The organism is uncultured Rossellomorea sp., assembly GCF_947488365.1.
In the GTDB taxonomy this organism is placed as follows: Bacteria; Bacillota; Bacilli; order Bacillales; family Bacillaceae_B; genus Rossellomorea.
Genome location: NZ_CANKZT010000006.1, coordinates 37,845 through 58,039 on the forward strand (window position 1 = coordinate 37,845; position 20,195 = coordinate 58,039).

21 protein-coding genes are annotated in these 20,195 nt (G+C 42.6%); 11 read left to right on the plus strand and 10 right to left on the minus strand.

Annotated features, from left to right (window positions below; all coding sequences use genetic code 11):
- Positions 1–330 precede the first annotated feature (330 nt).
- The 3 genes from hflX (at position 331) to Q1B03_RS17960 (ending at position 3,555) form a co-directional block, all read left to right on the plus strand.
- Entirely contained in the window at positions 331–1,596 is a 1,266-nt protein-coding gene (gene hflX, locus Q1B03_RS17950) for a GTPase HflX (RefSeq protein WP_299744642.1), read from the plus strand.
- A gap of 350 nt (positions 1,597–1,946) precedes the next feature.
- Complete coding sequence (locus Q1B03_RS17955; protein ID WP_299744645.1) at positions 1,947–2,231, plus strand: thiamine-binding protein; 285 nt, start codon at positions 1,947–1,949, stop codon at positions 2,229–2,231.
- Positions 2,232–2,451: 220 nt separating this feature from the next.
- Entirely contained in the window at positions 2,452–3,555 is a 1,104-nt protein-coding gene (locus tag Q1B03_RS17960) for a carbohydrate-binding protein (RefSeq protein ID WP_299744647.1), read from the plus strand.
- A gap of 252 nt (positions 3,556–3,807) precedes the next feature.
- Here the strand turns inward: Q1B03_RS17960 and Q1B03_RS17965 are convergent, their stop codons facing one another.
- Positions 3,808–4,677 (minus strand): DMT family transporter, encoded by an 870-nt coding sequence (locus tag Q1B03_RS17965; protein WP_299744650.1) that lies wholly within the window; start codon positions 4,675–4,677, stop codon positions 3,808–3,810.
- Between the two features lie 346 nt (positions 4,678–5,023).
- Here Q1B03_RS17965 and Q1B03_RS17970 point away from each other — a divergent pair, with 346 nt between their 5' ends.
- The gene (locus Q1B03_RS17970) at positions 5,024–5,227 is read left to right on the plus strand and encodes a hypothetical protein (protein ID WP_299744653.1); all 204 of its coding nucleotides are present in this window, start codon (positions 5,024–5,026) and stop codon (positions 5,225–5,227) included.
- Positions 5,228–5,264: 37 nt separating this feature from the next.
- On the opposite strand, the gene Q1B03_RS17975 is transcribed toward Q1B03_RS17970, so the two are convergent.
- The 3 genes from Q1B03_RS17975 to Q1B03_RS17985 all read right to left on the minus strand — a co-directional run bounded on the left by Q1B03_RS17975 (position 5,265) and on the right by Q1B03_RS17985 (position 8,439).
- Positions 5,265–6,683, minus strand: a complete 1,419-nt coding sequence (locus Q1B03_RS17975) for a sodium:alanine symporter family protein (RefSeq protein WP_299744656.1) — start codon at positions 6,681–6,683, stop codon at positions 5,265–5,267.
- A gap of 264 nt (positions 6,684–6,947) precedes the next feature.
- Positions 6,948–8,051, minus strand: coding sequence for a DUF1648 domain-containing protein (locus Q1B03_RS17980; RefSeq protein WP_299744659.1), 1,104 nt, complete (start codon positions 8,049–8,051; stop codon positions 6,948–6,950).
- A gap of 4 nt (positions 8,052–8,055) precedes the next feature.
- Positions 8,056–8,439 carry a GntR family transcriptional regulator gene (locus Q1B03_RS17985; RefSeq protein ID WP_299744662.1) on the minus strand — a complete coding sequence of 128 codons (384 nt, stop codon included), beginning with the start codon at positions 8,437–8,439 and terminating at the stop codon, positions 8,056–8,058.
- A 249-nt stretch (positions 8,440–8,688) separates the two neighbouring features.
- Between Q1B03_RS17985 and Q1B03_RS17990 the strand changes: the two genes are divergently transcribed.
- The 3 genes from Q1B03_RS17990 to Q1B03_RS18000 all read left to right on the plus strand — a co-directional run bounded on the left by Q1B03_RS17990 (position 8,689) and on the right by Q1B03_RS18000 (position 10,525).
- The gene (locus tag Q1B03_RS17990; RefSeq protein WP_299744665.1) at positions 8,689–9,189 is read left to right on the plus strand and encodes a GNAT family N-acetyltransferase; all 501 of its coding nucleotides are present in this window, start codon (positions 8,689–8,691) and stop codon (positions 9,187–9,189) included.
- 297 nt (positions 9,190–9,486) lie between these two features.
- Positions 9,487–9,828 carry a zinc ribbon domain-containing protein YjdM gene (locus Q1B03_RS17995; protein ID WP_299744668.1) on the plus strand — a complete coding sequence of 114 codons (342 nt, stop codon included), beginning with the start codon at positions 9,487–9,489 and terminating at the stop codon, positions 9,826–9,828.
- 166 nt (positions 9,829–9,994) lie between these two features.
- Positions 9,995–10,525, plus strand: coding sequence for a DUF402 domain-containing protein (locus tag Q1B03_RS18000; protein WP_299745133.1), 531 nt, complete (start codon positions 9,995–9,997; stop codon positions 10,523–10,525).
- Between the two features lie 322 nt (positions 10,526–10,847).
- On the opposite strand, the gene Q1B03_RS18005 is transcribed toward Q1B03_RS18000, so the two are convergent.
- Complete coding sequence (locus tag Q1B03_RS18005; RefSeq protein ID WP_299744671.1) at positions 10,848–11,204, minus strand: DUF488 domain-containing protein; 357 nt, start codon at positions 11,202–11,204, stop codon at positions 10,848–10,850.
- A gap of 281 nt (positions 11,205–11,485) precedes the next feature.
- Entirely contained in the window at positions 11,486–11,818 is a 333-nt protein-coding gene (locus Q1B03_RS18010; RefSeq protein WP_299744674.1) for a helix-turn-helix domain-containing protein, read from the minus strand.
- 131 nt (positions 11,819–11,949) lie between these two features.
- Here Q1B03_RS18010 and Q1B03_RS18015 point away from each other — a divergent pair, with 131 nt between their 5' ends.
- Together Q1B03_RS18015 and Q1B03_RS18020 are read left to right on the plus strand one after the other, a co-directional pair.
- Positions 11,950–12,444 (plus strand): lactoylglutathione lyase family protein, encoded by a 495-nt coding sequence (locus Q1B03_RS18015; RefSeq protein WP_299744676.1) that lies wholly within the window; start codon positions 11,950–11,952, stop codon positions 12,442–12,444.
- A gap of 125 nt (positions 12,445–12,569) precedes the next feature.
- Positions 12,570–13,034 carry a GNAT family N-acetyltransferase gene (locus Q1B03_RS18020; RefSeq protein WP_299744679.1) on the plus strand — a complete coding sequence of 155 codons (465 nt, stop codon included), beginning with the start codon at positions 12,570–12,572 and terminating at the stop codon, positions 13,032–13,034.
- Positions 13,035–13,104: 70 nt separating this feature from the next.
- Here Q1B03_RS18020 and brnQ read toward each other — a convergent pair whose 3' ends face one another.
- Entirely contained in the window at positions 13,105–14,406 is a 1,302-nt protein-coding gene (gene brnQ / locus Q1B03_RS18025) for a branched-chain amino acid transport system II carrier protein (RefSeq protein ID WP_299744682.1), read from the minus strand.
- A gap of 303 nt (positions 14,407–14,709) precedes the next feature.
- On the opposite strand from brnQ, the gene Q1B03_RS18030 reads away from it, so the two are divergent.
- Both Q1B03_RS18030 and Q1B03_RS18035 read left to right on the plus strand, forming a co-directional pair.
- Positions 14,710–14,994, plus strand: a complete 285-nt coding sequence (locus tag Q1B03_RS18030; protein ID WP_299744684.1) for a DNA-binding protein — start codon at positions 14,710–14,712, stop codon at positions 14,992–14,994.
- 175 nt (positions 14,995–15,169) lie between these two features.
- Positions 15,170–15,967 (plus strand): LysM peptidoglycan-binding domain-containing protein, encoded by a 798-nt coding sequence (locus Q1B03_RS18035; protein ID WP_299744687.1) that lies wholly within the window; start codon positions 15,170–15,172, stop codon positions 15,965–15,967.
- Between the two features lie 54 nt (positions 15,968–16,021).
- Here Q1B03_RS18035 and Q1B03_RS18040 read toward each other — a convergent pair whose 3' ends face one another.
- From Q1B03_RS18040 to Q1B03_RS18050, 3 genes are read right to left on the minus strand one after another with little or no spacing between them, the layout of a single operon-like run.
- A complete protein-coding gene (locus Q1B03_RS18040) occupies positions 16,022–17,440 on the minus strand; it encodes an NAD-dependent succinate-semialdehyde dehydrogenase (protein ID WP_299744690.1) in 1,419 nt (472 codons plus the stop codon).
- 21 nt (positions 17,441–17,461) lie between these two features.
- Positions 17,462–18,850, minus strand: a complete 1,389-nt coding sequence (locus Q1B03_RS18045; protein WP_299744693.1) for a hypothetical protein — start codon at positions 18,848–18,850, stop codon at positions 17,462–17,464.
- A gap of 51 nt (positions 18,851–18,901) precedes the next feature.
- Positions 18,902–20,050 (minus strand): iron-containing alcohol dehydrogenase, encoded by a 1,149-nt coding sequence (locus Q1B03_RS18050; protein ID WP_299744695.1) that lies wholly within the window; start codon positions 20,048–20,050, stop codon positions 18,902–18,904.
- Positions 20,051–20,195 lie beyond the last annotated feature (145 nt).

Here is a 20,195-nt window from a genome sequence, read left to right on the forward strand (position 1 = left end):
TCCGCAATTTGAACGCTTAATTGAATATGTTCAAAGGCTCTGCCTGTGTGCAGGGTAAATGGGATCGGTCTGACTATTTTTAAAGGAATTCTTCATTGGACGTTGAATGAAGGAAAGGGAGGCTAATTGGCTCCTCTTTCTTGTTTTCTTAAAGAATAGAATTGAATATTTGCCGAGTGGTGCCATATTGTGTGTTTTCTTGGGAAAACGCCAGGGGAAAATGCGGTCTTCTTCATGCGCCAGCGGTTTATTCAAATCCATTTACAAAAAGCACAGGCAGGGGCCTGTGCTTTTTTCTGTACCTACTAAAAGATAGGAAGTGACGAAGTAATGGAAGAACGTTTAAAAGCAATCGCCATAGGCGTTAATACAAAGGATAAGAATAATGACTTCGAATATTCGATGCTTGAGTTGAATGGATTGGCAGAAGCTAGGCATATTGATGTAGTCGGTGAACTGACTCAAAACCTGCCCCGACCGAATCATGTTCATTATATTGGTAAGGGGAAAATTGAAGAGCTCCTGCCACTCATTGAAGAATGGGGAGCGGAGGTGCTTATTTCCAATGATGAGCTGTCTCCTTCGCAAATTCGTGTCCTTGAGGAGAAACTCGATATTCGGGTCATGGACCGGACGATGTTGATTCTCGATATCTTCGCAGAACGTGCGAAAACCCGGGAAGCGCAACTTCAAGTGGAGGTAGCTCAGCTGCAATATATGCTGCCGCGTTTGATTGGACGCCGTGAGTCATTAGGCCGTCAAGGAGGAGGATCTGGACTCGCAAATCGTGGTGCGGGTGAAACGAAGCTCGAGCTAGATCGACGCCGAATTGAAGAGAAAATCACAACGTTGAATAAAGAGCTTGATTCGCTTGTTGATTTGCGAAGCACACAACGTAAGCAGCGTAGAAAGAGTGAAATTCCCGTCGTATCCCTCGTCGGATACACAAATGCAGGGAAATCGACGACTATGAACGCTTTCGTAGAAAAGTTCCATCCAAACGAGAACAAGCAAGTGTTTGAAAAGGATATGCTATTCGCGACCCTTGAAACCTCGGTGAGGAATATCACCTTACCGGACAAAAAGGCATTTCTCCTGACAGATACGGTTGGGTTCGTTAACAAACTGCCCCATCAGCTGGTCAAGGCGTTCCGTTCTACTCTTGAAGAAGTCGTGGAGGCCGATCTCATCATTCATGTTGTCGATTATTCCGATCCTCACTACGAGAAATTGATGAAGGTGACTGATCGAACCCTTGAAGAACTGGGGATAGGTGATATACCCGTCATCTACGCGTTTAACAAAGCCGAACTGATGGGAGAAGAGATACCCAGAGTGGAAAAGGACCGCATTTATTTTTCCGCAAAAAATAGACTCGGGATCGACGAGCTGCTTCAAGTGGTGAGAAGTTATATTTTTAAGGACTATAAACGCTGTCAAATGCTGATCCCATTTGATAAAGGACATTTGATTTCTTATTTTAATGAGAATGCGAATGTGTTAGAAACCGAGTATGAAGAAAATGGAACGATAATGACCCTTGAGTGCAAGGTAAGTGACTTTGAAAAATATCAACAGTTTGTCATTCAAGAATAACCAGGAAAAACAGGACCTTTTCTAATCACAAGGTCCTGTTTTATTTTATTTCATATAAAGCTACCAGATTTAAGATGAGACCGGAATTCTGGTGCACCTACTCATCCCTTTTAGACCTATTTATGAAAAGTTTACCACTACAAAAGGAAAGAACGGCTTTCTGTTACCAGTGGTATAAGGCAGCCCTGCCGAGAGCCGATGCTTGAGAGAATATGTGCAGTGAAAATGTCTTGGAGACGCTGGACTTCGAGCAATAAAGAGGTTTACGTATATTTCGGTAATATTCTACATGTTTATTTATTTGTGGAGGGAGGTAGAAGTATAGAACTAGTCGAGAAAGGAGCATGCAGATGCCAACATTAACAGTAGGATTTCAAACTATGCCAAACGGAAAAGACGTGGATACAAATGGAATTATCCCCAAAATGATCGAAGTGGTAAAAGAATCGGGTTTAACATACGAAGTAGGGCCGATGGAAACGGTGGTCGAAGGTGAATATGATAAAATTATGAGCGTTATTAAAGAAAGCCAGGAAGTAGGGATACAACACGGAGCAACTGAGGTTTTCACCAATATCAAAATGCATTATAAATCAGACGGAGTATCTATCGCAGATAAAAAGAAGGATGTGTGAAGACCACTTTCAATTAAATATAGAGTATGATGATAAGCATCTATGTTTTGGTGCTTCTTTTTTTATAGTAAAGATTGTATACCTCTTTCATTATCTTTGGTTCAAGCGAGCAAGTTCTATCTTATACAAAGTGTATAAGTGGAGGTTATTCAATGTAAATAATTGTACCTGCTCCTCGACCTGGGCTCCTGCATAAAGTAATGCTGAGGAGGGATGCAGTATGTTTTTTCCACGACGATATCCTGTGATACCGTATGATGTTCAACAAGAATGCTATCCGTATTGGCCAGAAGTCAGAAACCATTATGAAGATGGTCTGTTGCCACATACTTATCAACAGTTCTATCCACCATACGAACAACCACGTGAGTTCACGTATTATCCACAACAGCTTAACTATTATGATCCTTATCAGGGATTCTATGACCAACCTGTCTACGAAGATCCATTTGATTGGCGGGCAAGCTGGAGAGAATGGGAGGACCTTGGTGCACCGCCGCGGGGGATGAAGGGGTCACCGGCCGTTTCTTCCTGGCAGGCGAACCGCTTGGATACGTTTGTTCGAGGTGAGAACGATAGAATGTATCACAAATGGTGGAACGGTTCCCGCTGGAGTAATTGGGAAGATCTTGGAGCTCCGCGAAGAGGTTTAAGGAGTTCGCCTGCGGCCGTGTCTTGGGGGCCGAATCGTATTGATACGTTTGTCAGAGGGAATCGGGATACACTTTGGCATAAGTGGTGGGATGGCTCGAGATGGAATGAATGGGAAGACCTTGGGGGACCACCACGTGGGTTTAAGGGAGATCCGATGGTTGCGTCATGGCAAGCAAATCGTCTCGATGTTTTCGTGCAAGGGAATGACAACAATCTCTGGCATAAATGGTGGGACGGAAGCCGATGGAGCCAATGGGAAAACCTTGGTGCTCCAAGAGGCGGCTTGAGGGATTCACCAGGTGCTGTATCCTGGGGGCCGAATCGAATCGATTGCTTTGTAAGAGGAAACAATGACCGGATGTGGCATAAGTGGTGGAATGGTTCCCGCTGGAGTAACTGGGAGGACCTGGGCTCACCGCCTAGAGGATTCGAAGGCGCTCCCGCAGCATCATCATGGGCCCCGAACCGGATCGATACCTTTGTCCGTGGTGACAACAACAATATGTGGCACAAATGGTGGAATGGTTCCCGCTGGAGTAATTGGGAAGACCTTGGAGCACCAAGAGGAGGCGTTCGTTCTTCACCGGGAGCAGTGTCCTGGGGCCGTAACCGAGTGGATGCCTTTGTAAGAGGCAGAAATGATCATATGTGGCATAAGTGGTATGCTTGATGGATGGTACCGTCCCTGTGTGTAAATAATCCGTTCTTTTTTGGAGTGCATAACCTATAAACGCCATTAAAAACGTCCTGTGAATTGTCACAGGACGTTTATTTCTATCTCATGGGTCATTCCACTTATTATTAGTGAAGGCAGAACGATTGACCGTTACTTTTAATTTTATGAACCGTTTTTCACTGGAAAAATTTCGTTCCACAAAAATAAATGAGTTCAAATTAATTCGGTTAGAGGTGGTCCACTTTCTCAGTCGGACTGCTTCACGCTAAGTACGGTGATCGTAACCAGTATAACCACCATGCCAACAATTTGAATGCCCGTCAATTGATCCCCGATAACCAGAACGCCAAATAATGAGGCTGTCACCGGCTCTACCATAGCGACCATCGAAGCATTTGCCGGAGTGGTCCATCGAATTCCAGTCACATACAATATAAAGGACAGTCCAGCCCCGAGGATCCCTAAAAGTAAAAACCATCCTATATCCCTTGACGCCAACACAGCAGCTGCTTCACCCTTATCCGTAAAGAGAAAAAGGATGAGACAAAATGAAAAAAAAGCAATGGTTAGCGTGGTGTGTGGGTTTCCGATAGAAGACGCATTTTTAAACCCGAATATAAACAAAGCATAGGAAAGGCCAGCAGCAAGTCCCGCCGCCATACCTAAAAAACTCACTGAAATCGATTCAGTATTGTAGGCACCTGTAAGCAGGATGATCCCCAAAAGAACCCCGGTAATACAGCCCCATTTAAACCAAGTAGAATCTTCTATTCGTAATAAGAAGGAGATTAATAGGACGAACACAGGTGCGGTGTACATTAAAGTAGCGGCAACCGCAACGCTTGAGGCTTCGATACTTAGAAAATAAAAAGTGAAATTTCCAGCAACACCAACACCTGCAATTAGAGACCATATATATAAACGGGTAGAGATGCCCCGATTTTGTCTAAAGCGAAGGAGAAACCACACAAAAAAACATATAAATCCAACAACCCCCCTGTAAAGTGAGATCACAATGGGATCCCATCCCTTGTTCATTAAAACATCGGCAATCCCCCCACTAATGCCCCAGCATATAGCGGCCAGCATAACTAAACCTATACCTGCAAATTTCATCGTGTGCCTCCTAAAGATAAATTATGATTCGAATTTTAGAGCTAACCCAGCTTGACCTTAATAACGGAAATGTAAAGACCAAGAAATCCTCTATTCGCACCTGCTTAAACATATGTAGATTAATAGAGGTGTTAATGGTGATTCCTTTTATTTTCCTTACTTAAACCTAATTTAGCTCTCATGCAATAGGAAGGGATGATCCATCTAAGGTTCCAGCACCTCAAAACGGGACGGTTTAGAGTGTAAATAGGGTTGTTTTTTTTTATATAATGAAGGAATTGGCAAAGTATATGTCCAAATGATGGGTAAGTGGGTACTCTACCAAATTGGGAAAGGAGAAATGACCATGCGTTTTAAACTCGATGAAGAAGTTTATGAAATCACGCAGGCAAAAAATGAGGATCTAAACAAGGTTTTGGAGCGGTTAGTGATGCAGCATCGAGGATACAGACAAAAAGGACGAAGCAATTACCAAAAACGATATCCCTTAAAAGAAGTTACCCATATTCACGGGAGTCACAGTAAATATGAAATCATACTACAAATATAAAACCCGGCATGATTCACACATCACGCCGGGTTTCTTTTTAACTGGCTTTCTTCCTTGGTTGAGCTTGCATCATAGGCATGTATTCATTGAAGTAATGATTCGTTTCACGAACGATGACCTTATAAAGTAAAATAAGGGCGATCAGGTTCGGAATCATCATCAAGGCGTTAGACATATCAGCGAATGCCCATACGAGTTCCAGGTTTGCAACGGCACCAAGTCCGGTTGCTAAAATGTAAATGAGTCTGTAGGAGTTTGCAAAACGATAATTTGTCAAATACTCGAAGCATTTCTCGCCGTACATATACCAGCCAACGATCGTCGAGAATCCGAAGAAGATGACGGAGAACGATACGATGTATTCCCCGACAGTACCGAGGGCGTGTCCAAATGCCGCACTCGTCAGTGCTCCGCCGTCAAGACTTGGTGCATGCTCGACACCCGATATCGCTCCTCCTGTCGGATCCCAGAAGCCTGTGATCAAGAGGACCAGCCCCGTCATCGTACAGACGACGATTGTCACAATGAACGTACCCGTCATGGCGACAAGTGCCTGTTTAACCGGATGATCGGTTTTCGCATTACCTGCAATCAATGCAGCCGTACCAAGTCCTGCCTCATTGGAGAAAATCCCACGTGAAACCCCGCTGCGGATCGCTTCACTGATAATGATCCCGGTGAAACCACCAGCTGCAGCTACAGGATTGAACGCATAATAGAAAATCATTTCAAATGCCGGAATGATCATGTCATAATTCAGTACGATGATGATCAATGAACCGCCAATGTACAGGAATGCCATGATCGGTACAAAGAAGGACGCGACGGTACTGATCCGTTGAATCCCTCCAAAGATGATCAAACCTGTCAGGACGGCTAAAACGATTCCTGTTACGAGATTGCTAATTTGAAAGCTTGATGTCATGACGTCTGCAATCGTATTGGACTGTACGCTGTTTCCGATTCCCAGGGCAGCAAATGCACCGAATAAAGCAAACGCAACAGCAAGCCACTTCCACTTGCTTCCGAGACCTTTTTCAACGTAATACATCGGTCCTCCGGAGTATTCACCGTTTTTATTTTTCACACGGTACTTCATCGCAAGCAGCGCTTCTGCGTATTTCGTCGCCATACCGAGTAGGCCGACAACCCACATCCAGAAAATGGCCCCGGGTCCGCCAATCGTCAATGCCGTCGCAACACCGGCAATGTTTCCGTTACCGATTGTCGCTGACAGAGCTGTCATCAACGTTTTGAAGTTACTGATATCTCCTTCCGATTTGTCAGCAGAAGAAGAGGGTTCTTCTTTTGTAAAAGCAAGTTTAAATGCATACAATAGCTTTCTGAACTGCAGCCCTTTAAGCATAAAAGTCAAGAAAAGGCCTGTCCCAAATAACAGTACTAAACTTGGTGTCCCCCATAAGAATGAATTAATCTTGTCTAGCACATCTAACATAGAATCCTCCTTGTCGTCTCAAGTTGTAAACGTTTTCTTTGTGAGTTTCCATCTACTATTTATATAGTATTCCGAACAATCTGTCCATAACAAAAGTCGAATTTCCAGAGATTGAGCCTTTTTTAGTAGTAGGAGGGACGGACCTCTCCTTCGGTTAAAGTTGAATTGATGTTGAAAGTCAAAGAAGAGGGACGGACCTCTAATCGCGAAGAACGTTAATACTACGCCATCGCTATCTGTTAGGAGGTCCGTCCCTCAAAACTACTAAATTAGTGTAATAATCAGTATGACCAGCAGAGGTCCGACTAAGATGATGTAGCCCAGAGGCCGGGCGAAGTTCAGGGTCCAGCCGACTCCGAAGCGTTTTTCTACGAAAATGGAGGGGTCGTTCGGGTTGAAGTAGATGAGTCCGCCCTTCCAGTATTGGTCTTCATCAGCGTTAATCATTTCACCGGAATTTTCATCGATCACTTCTATGTCAAAATCCGAATCTTTTTTGCCTACTTTGACAGCCAGAAGGACCGTCCCTATCAAAACAAGGGCTGAGAAGGCAAGCGGCATGATGATGATTAATAAATCGCTGACGCTGTTTTCGTAGAGAGTGGTAAATTGTAAGAATGTAAACAGCATGGAAATAAGAATGGAGATGAAGAACAAGAGCCAGCTTGTGTATTTCCGCAAACGCAATTGCCGAACTCGGGATGCCTTCACATTTCCTGCACTCAACTTAATACCGGAGTTTCTTGTTAATTCATTGATCCCCAGAAACATGAAACTCATCGTTAACAGTACAAAAGGCAATGTCAGGACAGATAAGTAGCTTTTTGGTGTGAATGAATCCGGTTGTCCATCGGGTCCCCAGTGTACAGGGATCTGATCAGGGAAAGAACTGTAGTTCACTGATGTAAACACGATCAATCCTACTGTAATGATTATTGGAATCGTAAATACAATCCAAGGAAGCATTTCATCTTTCGTACGAATGTTCAATTCTGAAACATTTACCTGCTTGCGATCTTTGAACCACTGTTCCCGTTCTTTAAGCCCTGTTACTTTCACATGAAAATAAAAGTACAGTGATAAGGATATGAACAGGATCACGAATGGAAGGAATAGCCCTGCAAAGATAAGGTGATTTTCTGTAGGTGTAATGCCCGTCGACCATATAAAATATAGGGATAACACCAGAATTGAAAAGAAAAATATTGATACAGCATAGATTTTTTTGTATCGAAGTAATTGCTCGTTCCTTATTTCGTCAACAGGGATCGTTACACCAAACACCACCGTCCGTTTAACAATAAAAGGAATGGCTATTTGCATCACCATTAGAAACCCGACTGTAACAATTAAAAGTGTCATTTCCATAAAATTATTCCCCCTTAACTTTTGAAATAATGGATGTGACTAAACCCTTAATATCATCTTCTTTCATTCCAAGCACAAGGGATTCCACCAAAATCGGTCGCAATTCACCTGAAATCTGATCTATTCTTAATGATGCAATCCCATCTACTGAAGGTGGACAAATAACAGCCCCTGACTTGGGAACTATCTGAATCACTCCCTTGCTCTCCAATTCATGATAGCTTTTATTCACCGTATGCATGTTCACACCGAGGTCAGCAGCAAGGGCACGGACGGATGGAAGCACGTCGCCAGGTACTAACTCACCACGTACAATCCCTTCCATAATGCCATTTCTCACCTGAGCATAGATCGGTACAACTGATTGAGATTCAATTTGGATAAACAAGGTTTTACCTCCTAATTGTTATACGTTTAGTATAACAGAATTGTTCTATATATAATATAACAAAAGCACATATTTTCCAAAAAAAGTTAGATACAGGAGGGAATTCTCGTTATAATTTGAGTATATTATCTGAAGGTTATACTGAGGAAAGTTTGTCACATAATCTGACAATCTGGTTGCCGTAGTAGGATTTCTGTAATGAAATATAGAAGTGTAACTATGTAAATTCGTGAGGTGATGATGTTGGCTATGAATCAAACAATTGAAGAACTGACAATGATAGAAAGTCATTTACGTGAACTATCCGAGCTTTTAATAAGCGTAGTGAATGATGGGGCGTCGATTGGTTTCTTATCACCGCTTGCCCATTCTGCAGCGATGAATTATTGGCAAAATGCACTCGATCAAAATATCATTCTATTAGTATCAAAGATGGATAATCGAATTGTGGGAACGGTACAAATCCATTTATGTACGAAGCAGAACGGGAAAAATAGAGCGGAAATCGCTAAAATGATGGTACATCCTCAATTCCGTCAAAAGGGAATTGGCCGCAGGCTTATGCAAAAGGCGGAAGAGAGAGCGAAAAAGGAGGGACGGACCTTGCTTGTACTTGATACGGTAGAGGGAGCCCCTTCAAATCACTTATATACTTCCCTCGGATTTGTTCAGGGTGGAAGGATTCCTGACTACGCAGCGTCACCTTTCGGGGAATTAGAGGCAACGATCATTTACTATAAACAGATTTAGGAGACTAAGATAAAATGCTGTGAGGGACGGACCTCTAAACGATTAAATATCCATTTATTATGGTGTCTTTAACGATTAGAGGTCCGTCCCGGTGTGTCTTATTAGAGAATAGAAAAGTGTCAGTTTAGCAGGTTGATGTCTGCCGGGCTGACATTTTCACTTGTGTAGTGTATTCGTCTTCAAGCGCTGTACTATAAAATCAATAGGATATACATAACAAACAAGCCCTACATTAGGTATAATGATACGCGTAGTCTTTCAAAAATAGCATAATCATCAACAGGGGGAAATAAAACAATGTCAGAGTGGCCTAATTGCCCAAAATGTAATTCAGAATATACATACGAAGATGGAAGTCTGTTCGTTTGTCCGGAATGCGCTCATGAATGGACGGCAGAAGCAGCACCAGAGACGAATGAAGACGAAAAGGTTGTCAAAGACTCAAACGGAAACGTCCTAACCGATGGTGACTCCGTTTCAGTCATTAAAGACCTGAAAGTAAAAGGAAGCTCATCCGTCCTAAAGATGGGAACCAAAGTGAAAAACATCCGCCTGGTGGGAGGCGATCACGACATCGACTGCAAAATAGACGGCTTCGGAGCCATGAAACTAAAATCTGAATTTGTTAAAAAGATATAAGAATGAGTAAAGAGAGAGGGACGGACCTTCAAAAAGTTATAAGCCTTGTTTTAATGGGGATTATGCTGATTGAAGGTCCGTCCCTCTCTTTAGGTGATACAATTATCGTGATGTGGCAGTTTGGTATATTATCTCGAAGGAGTGATGTTTGGTGAGTGGGTATCCAATGGGAGGAGCCATCCAGGTTGGTGATTCTATTATTGAAAGAAAGATCCGCTATGACTCAGAAGTGGTGGAACATCATTGTCGGCTGTTGCATGTAGGAAGTGAAGACATTGTTCTTTTTCATAAAATAGTAGAAAACTTTACGATGACAGCGAATCGGTCAAGCTTAACCATTTCTAAAGGCAGCTATACCCTGGCTTATTACTGGAAAGATCGACCTTATAATCTGTATATCTGGAGAGATCAAAAGGGGAAATATTTAGGTTCCTATTTTAATATTGTTAAAAATTCATACATAACTGATGGGATAGTATCGTTTGAGGATTTGATTATCGATGTGCTGGTTTTGCCCAATGGAGAAGCTTACGTGTTGGACGAAGATGAGTTACCCTTACCATTGGAAGAATTTGAGGCTGGTTCTGTTAAGGAATCTTTACAGGGATTATTAAATGATCTTGATACCCTTCTTCCTCAAATCATATCCGAGACAACAATTAATTTTCCTCATGAAGATCTTCATTCTTGGATCTGATGATACAGTGAAAAGTATGCCGGATTTTATACCAATAATAAAAAAGAAGAAAATCCTTGAACATGCCCATCGTGTTAATGTTTCTAATCGTTGAGATTGGTTTATGGGTGGAGTCGAAAAGGAATCTATTTTAAAGAAAGTCAAAGGAGAATGTAGTAAAATTAACCCGAAAATGTTACATATATTTACATACGTACTCCTGCTATATACGGGGATCTATCTATTGATTGAGAGTATTTGATTAAAGAGGGACGGACCTCCAAAAAGTATAATCCTTGTCTTAATTAAGGTTTATGCTGATTGGAGGTCCGTCCCTCATCTATCATCCATTTTCTACCATTTTTTTTAGAATAACGGCATGATTATGACGCTCATCTTTTGCACCGTATAGAAGAACTAAGCGTTCGTTTGTCGCCATTTCTTTTAGTTCTTGCAACTTACTTTGTTTTTCCTTATCTTGATTGATTTCATCTTTGTAGGCTTGTTTAAACTCCTCAAATTTTTGCGGATCATGATTGAACCATTTTCTTAGAGATGGACTGGGCGTAATCTCTTTCATCCAAGCATCAAGATTGGCATCCTCTTTTGAAATGCCACGTGGCCAAACCCGGTCGATTAATATCCGGTGGCCCCCTAGACGAGGAGGTTCATCATAGATTCTCTTTAGAACAATAGACATTTCTCGTCCTCCATTCGCAGTCGGTATACTTAAAGGATAAATTGAATCTCAGTGTGATGCAAAGATTTCTGAACCAAGTCTCGCACTGATTAGTATTCGGGTATCATGATGCAGCCACTTGACTCATATCGATTCTTCTTATTCCCTACATAAATAAACAAAATGGCCACCAATCGACCATTGACTGCAAAAGTATGGCATCCCATTTGAGGGACGGACCTCGAAAATTAGCTTAACCCCGATTCAATAAAGCTTTCGCTAATTAAAGGTCCGTCCCTCTCCTAAAACTCCCCATGCTCTTTTCCCCATGTATGCATCTGCTTGAGGATCGGCATAAGGGTCATGCCTAAATCAGTCATGGAGTATTCGACTTTGGGTGGGATGGTATCGTATTGGGTACGTTTGATGAAGCCATCTTCTTCGAGTTCTTTTAATTGTTGGCTCAATACTTTATGGGCCACGCCAGGTAGTAACCTGCGCAATTCATTATACCGAAGGGTCCCGTCCGTACCCAGATGCCACAGAATGACCGTCTTCCATTTGCCTCCGATTTTCTTCAGGGTATATTCAATGGAGCACTTCAGTTTCCCTTGTTGATCGATGGGTGTATCCATATCTGATCCAGTCCTTTCTTACCTTAAGGTTAGTTTCTCACAAAAAAGTGCATTCTTACATTAAGAAGTCCTGTTTCGTATAATGAGGACATGTTAGATGAAACGAATCAAAAAGAGGAGGAATATTGACGATGTTACCATATCCAAGATCGTTTTCACATATTGGACTATCCGTCCCAAATCTCGAAGAGGCTATTACATTTTACACTGAGGTATTCGGTTGGTACACCATCATGGAACCATCTGATGTCGAAAATGATGACACGGCAATCGGGCAGATGTGCCGTGATGTATTCGGCAATGATTGGGAGAAATTCAGAATTGCCCATCTGGCAACGGGTGATAAAATCGGAGTGGAGCTGTTTGAGTTCCCTCAAAACGAAAAGCCGGAAAATAACTTCGAGTATTGGAAAACAGGTCTCTTCCATTTCTGTATCCAGGACCCTGATGTAGAAGGCATGGTAGAAAAAATCAAACAGCATGGCGGTAAACAGCGGATGCCGATCCGTGAATATTATCCCGGTGAAAAGCCTTATCGCATGGTATATGTTGAAGATCCATTCGGTAATATTTTTGAGATTTACTCACATAGCTATGAATTAACTTATTCTGATGGGGCTTATTAATTTGATGCAAAAAAGCACGTTCAGTGTAGAGCGTGCTTTTTTCTCTTTGAAAAAAGGTTTTCCCTCACTGATGAAGAATTCATTATAGATACGTCTATTCATTAGGAGAGGAAAGGAAAGCTGAAATGAAGATAATGGAGTTACATAAAGTTTCAACCATGTTTTTAGACGCAGTGAAAGTGTTCTGGGGACAATGGGGAAGTGAAGATAATTATAGGTTTTATCACGATTGTATGTTTCATTCCTGTCGAACAGAAGAAGATCTGCCCCGATTTTATATCGCTTTACATGAAGAAAAAATCATCGGTACTTACGCTTTACTTAGAAATGATCTCAACAGCCGCCAAGATCTGTATCCATGGTTTGCATGCCTGTATGTAGACCCGGAACATAGAGGGCGCGGACTTGGTTCCAACCTTCTTGCCCATGCTCTGCAACAGGCCAATGAAAAAGGGTACAAACACCTCTACCTCACAACAGACTTGGAAGACTATTATGAAAAATACGGCTGGACTCATTCCACGGAAGCAATCGGATTGAGCGGAGATTCTATGAAAGTCTACCAAAAACGAACAAGTGAACAACCATAAAGCAGAAAAAGCAGCAATGAGAATGTGAATGAACACGTTCTCATTGCTGCTTTTTTTAGAGGTCCGTCCCTCAAAAGATGATTTTCTTCTGCATTCGGTCCAGGAAGTATCCAATTACGACAGCTACCAGGGTAGGGAATGTCCAACCCAGGCCATTTTCACTCAGGGGAAGGAAGCCCAGGGTCGCTTGAATTCCATCCATTTGAATATTTAGTGTCATTAGCATTTCGTAAAAGGCAAATAATGTAGCGACACCAACCCCGTACACATACATTCTCTTACTTTCTCCAAAGAAATGCTGGAAGAGAGAGAGGACTACAAGCACAATAGCTACAGGATAAATAAAAACCAGTAACGGTGTAGCCACTTTTAAAATCAAATTCAGTCCAAGATTTGTAACGATCATACCAATCAGGATGAAAATCAATACATAAGACTTATATGAATATTTCGGAAAAATTTCGTTGAAAAAACGTCCGCATGCATTAATGAGACCAATACAGGTCGTTAAGCAAGCGATCATCACAATCAAGCCAAACAATACGTTGCCACTGTATCCAAATAATTGCTGTGACGCCAGAACCAATATTTCTGCTCCATTTCGAAGTGGCTCGTCATGAGGAACCACTCGTCCGATCCATCCAAGTGAGAGATACACCATGATTAAGCCGACTGCTGCAATCACCCCTGCACTGACTGTTCCACGTATCAGATCCCTTTTATGAGTGGCTCCTTTGTCTTTCAACCCATTGATAATCACAATCCCAAAAGCAAGGGCCGCTACAGCATCCATAGTGAAGTACCCTTCCAGAAACCCTTTCAGAAACGGATCGGACTGGAACTTTTCAGACGCTTGAGCTTCCATGTAATCAAAGGTAATAAAGGCCCGTACACATAATATTGCTAATACAATGAGCAAAACTGGCGTCAAAAACTGACCGACAAGATCAATTACTTTCTTCGGATTGATGCTGAGTAAGTAGGTCAATCCGAAAAAGACGAGTGAGAATAAGAATAAAGGTAAACGTCCTTCCACACTGATCATTTGCATAAACCCGAGTTCATACGCAACATTCGACGCCCTTGGAATACCGTAAAGTGCTCCAATCGACATATAAATCACGATGGCAAACACAAGTCCGAAAACGGGGTGGACCCGTTGGCCAATCGATAATAATCCATTAGTAGAAAGTGATACTGAAATGATCGTCAAAAAAGGTAAAAACACCGCCGTTAGAATAAACCCGGCAATAGCTGCAACAAAGTAACTGCCTGATTCCATTCCTAGATAAGGCGGAAATATTAAATTTCCAGCACCGAAAAACAGTGAGAAAAGCATAAATCCTGAAACCAGCACATCTTTTTTTCTCAACGAGACCCCTCCTAATCCCTACCCAAACCATGATAGCTTCTATTGATTATTCTGATTATTTCACATAAAAAAACCCGCCCCTGACCAGGGACGAGTCATATTTTCTCGTCATGGAATTTTATTAATAAACACAATCTAGCACAGGAAGAAAGCGCAGTCAATGAATTTTCCTAATATAATATCAATTTCTATTTTTCTAGACTTGTATGACTATTTCAATGGATAAAACTTGTATAAGTTGGAACTTTTATCAAGTTCACCCGTATGTAAAGTATAGATTTAATAGAAAAGGGGAGTTGTAAAATGGATATTAGTTTTTTCTGGATAGCAGCGGGGCTCGCGGCCTTAGGATATTTTATAGGAGATGGGTTAAAGAACTTTGGTAACCCCAAAGCAAGCTTCTCAGAGTATCCCACGTTGATAAAAGAGAAAGATTTGCATCTTCATGTAGGTCTAACGAAAGAAGAAGTAACCGAATTGCTACATAAATTTCCTGAGGCTCCAAAAGTTGAGTTGAATGGAACGACCTATTATCCCTATCAGAGATTCATGGAGTGGATGGCATCTGGTGAGATATACAAAAAGTAATATTAGTCAGCCAGGCCCTCGGTACGCTGCTTAATATGTCCGGTGTGGGGCTTGGAACTTAATTTTATCAACTCTTAAATAATCTCCATAACTAGTAAATAAAAGAATGGCTAGTCAAAGTGCCGTTCACTTATGCACCTCTCTACCATATTTTATATGGAAAGGAGGTGTTAAGATGCCGATTATTACAACAAGAGGGATCATCTATTCTATTAAACAAGGAGATACACTTTATTCGATTGCAAACCAATTTGGCAGTACCATTGCCGCAATTGAAAGAGCGAATTATTTGTTTCCCCCTGTTACAGATCGAGGCTTGATTTTTCCAGGCGATGTGTTGGTTATTCCGACTTCAACCAATTCTCCGATTATGAGGTATATCGTTGCGAGTGGAGATACGCTTACAGGAATTGCAAATGCCTATAATAGTTTCGTGGACCTTATCGCGGGAGTGAACAATATCGATGATCCTGACTTTATTTATGTTGGCCAGCCGTTAATGATCCCTGCCCTGGCTTACAGGATTGTAAGTGGGGATACTTTATTTGCTATTTCCAGAAGGTTTGGTGTCTCCGTTTCAGCTATTGAAGAAGCAAATGCAGGTAGACCAGGTTTCCAACGGGATGTCATCTGGCCCGATTACCACTTGATCATTCCTATCCCTACTTCAAGGAATATCTTCGTGACAAAACCACTTCCAAGTTCATCGATAAGCAGCGGCCAAAGAGTTGAGGGATATGCAAGGGTTTTTGAAGCGGTCGTAAACTACCAGTTAAGAGACAATAACGGTGTGATCGTGACGAATGAGCGATTCGCCATGACAAATGAAGGAGCCCCGGAATATGGTTTTTTCAGTACGGCCATTCCTTTTGACCGTCCACCGACTGCGAGCTCCGGTGAACTCTGGGTATACAGCCGAAGTGCAAAAGATGGGAGCATTCAGGATCTCGTGAGAATAAAAGTGAACTTCTAGTGATGAAAGGAAGTTCAAATAAAAGAAGGTCGTGGGCACACGACCTTCTTTCTCCTATAACCCGACCGAAATATACTTAATTTCGAGATACTCTTCAATGCCATGATGTCCGCCCTCACGTCCAAGGCCACTTTGCTTGAATCCGCCAAATGGAGCCTGTGGAGTGGAAGGTAATCCATCATTCAGCCCTACAATTCCATACTCTAATTGCTCACTGATTCGAATACCCTTCGTAATATTCTCTGTGAATACATACGCAGCAAGTCCATAGATGGAATCATTTGCCCGCCCGATCGCTTCTTCTTCCGATTTAAACGTAGTGATGGGAGCGACTGGACCGAATGTTTCGTCTTTCATGCAAAGCATGTCATCAGTTACGTTAGTAAGAACAGTGGGTTCAAAATATAACCCGCTTTTTCCTTTGCCTCCATAAGCAATGGAAGCTCCTTTGTTTACAGCGTCTTCCACGTGTTTCTGGACTTTCTCGATCGCATTTTCATCAATTAAAGGTCCGATATCGACACCATCTTCGAGACCGTTCCCAACTTTCAAATCCTTTACTTTTTCCACGAGTTTTTCCGTGAACGAATCTACGACGGATTCATGAACATAGACACGGTTGGAGCAGACGCAGGTTTGACCGGCATTTCTGAATTTGGAGGCGATGACCCCATCGACGGCTTTTTCTAAATCAGAGTCGGCCATCACGATCACAGGTGCATGACCTCCGAGTTCCAACGATATTTTTTTGACGGTGTCAGCCGATCCTTTCATCAGTACCTTCCCGACTTCCGTTGATCCCGTGAATGTCAGTTTTCGTACACGTGTGTCTTCCATCCACGCCTCCCCAATGGATTTCGAATCACCTGTCACCACGTTGATGACTCCTTTAGGAATACCGGCTTCTTCTGCCAGTGCCGCCATTTTCAGTGCAGTCAAAGGGGTTTGGTTTGCCGGTTTTATCACGACCGTACAGCCCGTGGCTAGTGCCGGTGCAACCTTACGTGTGATCATCGCGGCAGGGAAGTTCCATGGTGTGATGACGGCTACCACCCCAACAGGTTGCTTATGGACAAATAATCGCTTGTTTCGCTGAGTCGCCGGAATTTGTTCGCCATATACACGCTTTCCTTCTTCTGCATACCAGGAGATGAAGCCGTTGGCATATTGGATTTCACCGAGTGCTTCTTTTAGTGGTTTCCCTTGCTCCATGGTCATGGTCCGGGCAAGGTCCTCTTTATTCTCATCAATTAAATCATACCATTTTCGAATAAGTTCACTTCGTTCGTATGCAGAGTATTGGGACCACTCCTTGAATGCATCATAAGCCGCGTCAACAGCGCTGGCTGCTTCTTTTTTGCCTCCATCAGGGATCGTTGCAATCACTTCTGAAGTGGCGGGGTTGGTCACATCCCGTTTAGATAGATCCGATCCTAATTGTTCTCCGTTGATGATCATATTGTAGTGTTGCATAGTGTTCCTCCTTTTAATGTTTTATGAGATTTTCTTGGCATCCTTATTTTCCAGATCTTTTGTGAAAATTTCGTCGTTTTCACCGATGAAGAATTTTTTACCGTAAATCAATAAGCATAATAAAATTCCAACTGCGAATGCCCAAGTAGCACCTTTGGTGGCGAGTACTGCCCCTATAACTCCGGCAATGCCAAGGTCACGGTGACTTCGGGATTCCAATATCCCTACGCGAACGCTTACATAACCTTGGATCAGCAAAGTTAAGGCGAGGGCGATGCCTAGAATTGGTTGTACTAAACTTACAATAGGGAGAAGTAAGAGTCCAGTATTTGTACCCCATCTGAAGGACCCAGAACCCCCAAATATTGAATGCATTGCTTTTTTACCTTCTTTAAACCGTTCAATTACGACAACCTGCATGGCTGCCCATAGTGGACCTGCCATTGTGACATCAGGACCAAGTATACTCATAATGGTGTTGCGTCCACCGAAGACCATATGGGCACGATTCGGATTGTAATCGATCTTTTCATCACGGCGCACATCGTCCGCTTCATCAATTAGCGCCTTACTTTGTAAAACGTCTCCGAATAAGACGATATAAGCGGCTAATACAGTAGGCAAGGCTGTTACAAATAACATTGCCGGAGGGAAACCGAGCCCAAAGATGGTGTATTCACTCCAAAGTGTACCGAAGTCAGGATTAATGAGCCCCCACTCAATCGTTGGCCACGGTGCTTCTCCAAAGAGAGGTGCGATGATGACAGCGAGAATAATAATCGGAAAGATTCCCAGTTTTCCAATAAGTCCCCATAGTGCACTTTTGGCTTTCAGTTGATTGAAATGTTGAGAGAATATAATATAAAAGGCAATCCCTACTGCGATGGAAATGGTCCATGGAAAGCTTTCGAAACGCCCGCCAACCTGGAAGACAGAAATGATTGCTGCAAATCCTGCTCCTAAGATTACCCCCGATTTAATCGCCGGGGGAACGAATGTAACGACTTTTTTCGCTAATCCTGTCACCCCTAACAGGATGGAAAGTAAGCCGAGTGTAAGCTGGAAGGCGACCAGTGCGTGCACACGTTCCGATCCTTCTGGAAATGCTGATACATAAGCCATGATTAATGGAATCGCTGGAGTGATCCATCCGGGAACGACGGGGTCGCCGAGTAAGTGATGAGTTAAATAAAGAATTCCATTCAACAGTACAACGGCTAATGCAACTTCAAAAGGCATGCCTAGAAGTTCAATCATTAATGGAATCGCAGCTAAATCAACAGCACACATTAGCAAACCTTGGACATAATCCGGCCATTCAAATTTGTAGTGAATAAACGGGAGTCTTAATTTAAAAGGTCCCATTGGAATATATGGTGATTCCTCACCATCTTTTCGATTTCTCCACATCCTATATACCCCTTTTCTTAATTTGATAACAATGAACTGAAATCCTTTTTATTAATAGGCAGATTGATAGATTTGTTCAATTTCACTTTTGTTTAATTGACGTGGGTTATTGTTTAATAGTCTTTCAATCTTGCTTGCATCTTCAGCCATGTCAGAAAGTGCCGTTTCCGGAATGTCAAAGGAACGTAATCCAGTCGGAATATTGACTGCGGTGCATAATCGCTTCATGGAAATCACGGCTTTATCTGCTGCTTCTGCGTCCGATAAGGAGCGTACGTTTTCGCCCAGTGCTGCGGCAATGTCCCGGAAGCGCTCCATACAGGCAATTTTATTCCATTCCATGACATATGGAAGCAGGAGAGCATTACTGACCCCATGAGGAATATGATAGCGGCCGCCTAAAGGATAGGCGAGTGCGTGAACGGCACCGACGCCGGCATTACCAAAAGCCATACCGGCCATTAAGCTTGCAGTCGCCATTTTTTCACGGGCTTCCAAATGGTTAGGATTGGCGTACGCTTTTGGCAGATTCTCCGAAATCATTCGTATCGCATAAATGGCCAAGGCATCTGTTATGGGTGAAGCGTGAACCGAGATATATGCTTCAATGGCATGAACCAATGCGTCCACTCCGCTTGCTGCAGTGACTGAAGGCGGCATGGTCAGCGTCATTTCCGGTGCTACAATCGCCACATCAGGAAGCAAGTAGTCACTCACGATTCCTTTTTTGAGCTGAGATTCTGTGTCAGAAAGGATCGATATATTCGTTACTTCTGAACCTGTTCCGGCAGTGGTCGGTAGAGTGATGATAGGTGCGCCTTTTTGTGGAACAAGGTCTGTACCGATCAGTTCTGACAGGCTGCCATCAAAACCTGCGTAAACAGAAACACTTTTTGCGATATCGATCGCACTTCCGCCCCCGATAGCAATCAAGCCATCATGATTCCCTTCTATAAAAACTTTCGTGCAATCTTCCACAATAGAGAGCTCAGGGTCAGGTTTAACGCCTGTGAATATTCCGTAAGTAAGCCCTTTCAAAAATGGGGTGATTTGATCAACCACCCCGACTTTTTGGAGGACTTCATCTGTGACGATTAGTGGGTTTTGAATTTGGAGGCGCTTGATTTCATCCGGTAAAACTTCTGTTGCTCCTTTTCCTGTCACCAATTTGTTAGCAATTTTAAAAGTTGAGATTGTCATGAAAAGTATCTCCTTTCGATTCTTCTATAAACAGTAATGCAAGTTCTGTGCCAACTTTCTGAAAAGTATGAACAGAAGGAAGGAGGTTTGTAAGGCTGTCGAAAAATAGTCAAATCCGATTATAAAAATAATCAAAAAAGAGAGC

Coding starts and splice junctions, on each gene's coding strand:
- Q1B03_RS18015 (WP_299744676.1), top strand. CDS start 11,950: ATGTTACCATATCCAAGATCGTTTTCACATATTGGACTATCCGTCCCA.
- hflX (WP_299744642.1), top strand. CDS start 331: ATGGAAGAACGTTTAAAAGCAATCGCCATAGGCGTTAATACAAAGGAT.
- Q1B03_RS18005 (WP_299744671.1), bottom strand. CDS start 11,204: ATGTCTATTGTTCTAAAGAGAATCTATGATGAACCTCCTCGTCTAGGG.
- Q1B03_RS18020 (WP_299744679.1), top strand. CDS start 12,570: ATGAAGATAATGGAGTTACATAAAGTTTCAACCATGTTTTTAGACGCA.
- Q1B03_RS17995 (WP_299744668.1), top strand. CDS start 9,487: ATGTCAGAGTGGCCTAATTGCCCAAAATGTAATTCAGAATATACATAC.
- Q1B03_RS18045 (WP_299744693.1), bottom strand. CDS start 18,850: ATGTGGAGAAATCGAAAAGATGGTGAGGAATCACCATATATTCCAATG.
- Q1B03_RS17990 (WP_299744665.1), top strand. CDS start 8,689: ATGAATCAAACAATTGAAGAACTGACAATGATAGAAAGTCATTTACGT.
- Q1B03_RS18010 (WP_299744674.1), bottom strand. CDS start 11,818: ATGGATACACCCATCGATCAACAAGGGAAACTGAAGTGCTCCATTGAA.
- Q1B03_RS17955 (WP_299744645.1), top strand. CDS start 1,947: ATGCCAACATTAACAGTAGGATTTCAAACTATGCCAAACGGAAAAGAC.
- Q1B03_RS18000 (WP_299745133.1), top strand. CDS start 9,995: ATGGGAGGAGCCATCCAGGTTGGTGATTCTATTATTGAAAGAAAGATC.
- Q1B03_RS17980 (WP_299744659.1), bottom strand. CDS start 8,051: ATGGAAATGACACTTTTAATTGTTACAGTCGGGTTTCTAATGGTGATG.
- Q1B03_RS17960 (WP_299744647.1), top strand. CDS start 2,452: ATGTTTTTTCCACGACGATATCCTGTGATACCGTATGATGTTCAACAA.
- Q1B03_RS18040 (WP_299744690.1), bottom strand. CDS start 17,440: ATGCAACACTACAATATGATCATCAACGGAGAACAATTAGGATCGGAT.
- Q1B03_RS17975 (WP_299744656.1), bottom strand. CDS start 6,683: ATGTTAGATGTGCTAGACAAGATTAATTCATTCTTATGGGGGACACCA.
- Q1B03_RS18035 (WP_299744687.1), top strand. CDS start 15,170: ATGCCGATTATTACAACAAGAGGGATCATCTATTCTATTAAACAAGGA.
- Q1B03_RS18030 (WP_299744684.1), top strand. CDS start 14,710: ATGGATATTAGTTTTTTCTGGATAGCAGCGGGGCTCGCGGCCTTAGGA.
- Q1B03_RS17965 (WP_299744650.1), bottom strand. CDS start 4,677: ATGAAATTTGCAGGTATAGGTTTAGTTATGCTGGCCGCTATATGCTGG.
- Q1B03_RS18050 (WP_299744695.1), bottom strand. CDS start 20,050: ATGACAATCTCAACTTTTAAAATTGCTAACAAATTGGTGACAGGAAAA.
- Q1B03_RS17970 (WP_299744653.1), top strand. CDS start 5,024: ATGCGTTTTAAACTCGATGAAGAAGTTTATGAAATCACGCAGGCAAAA.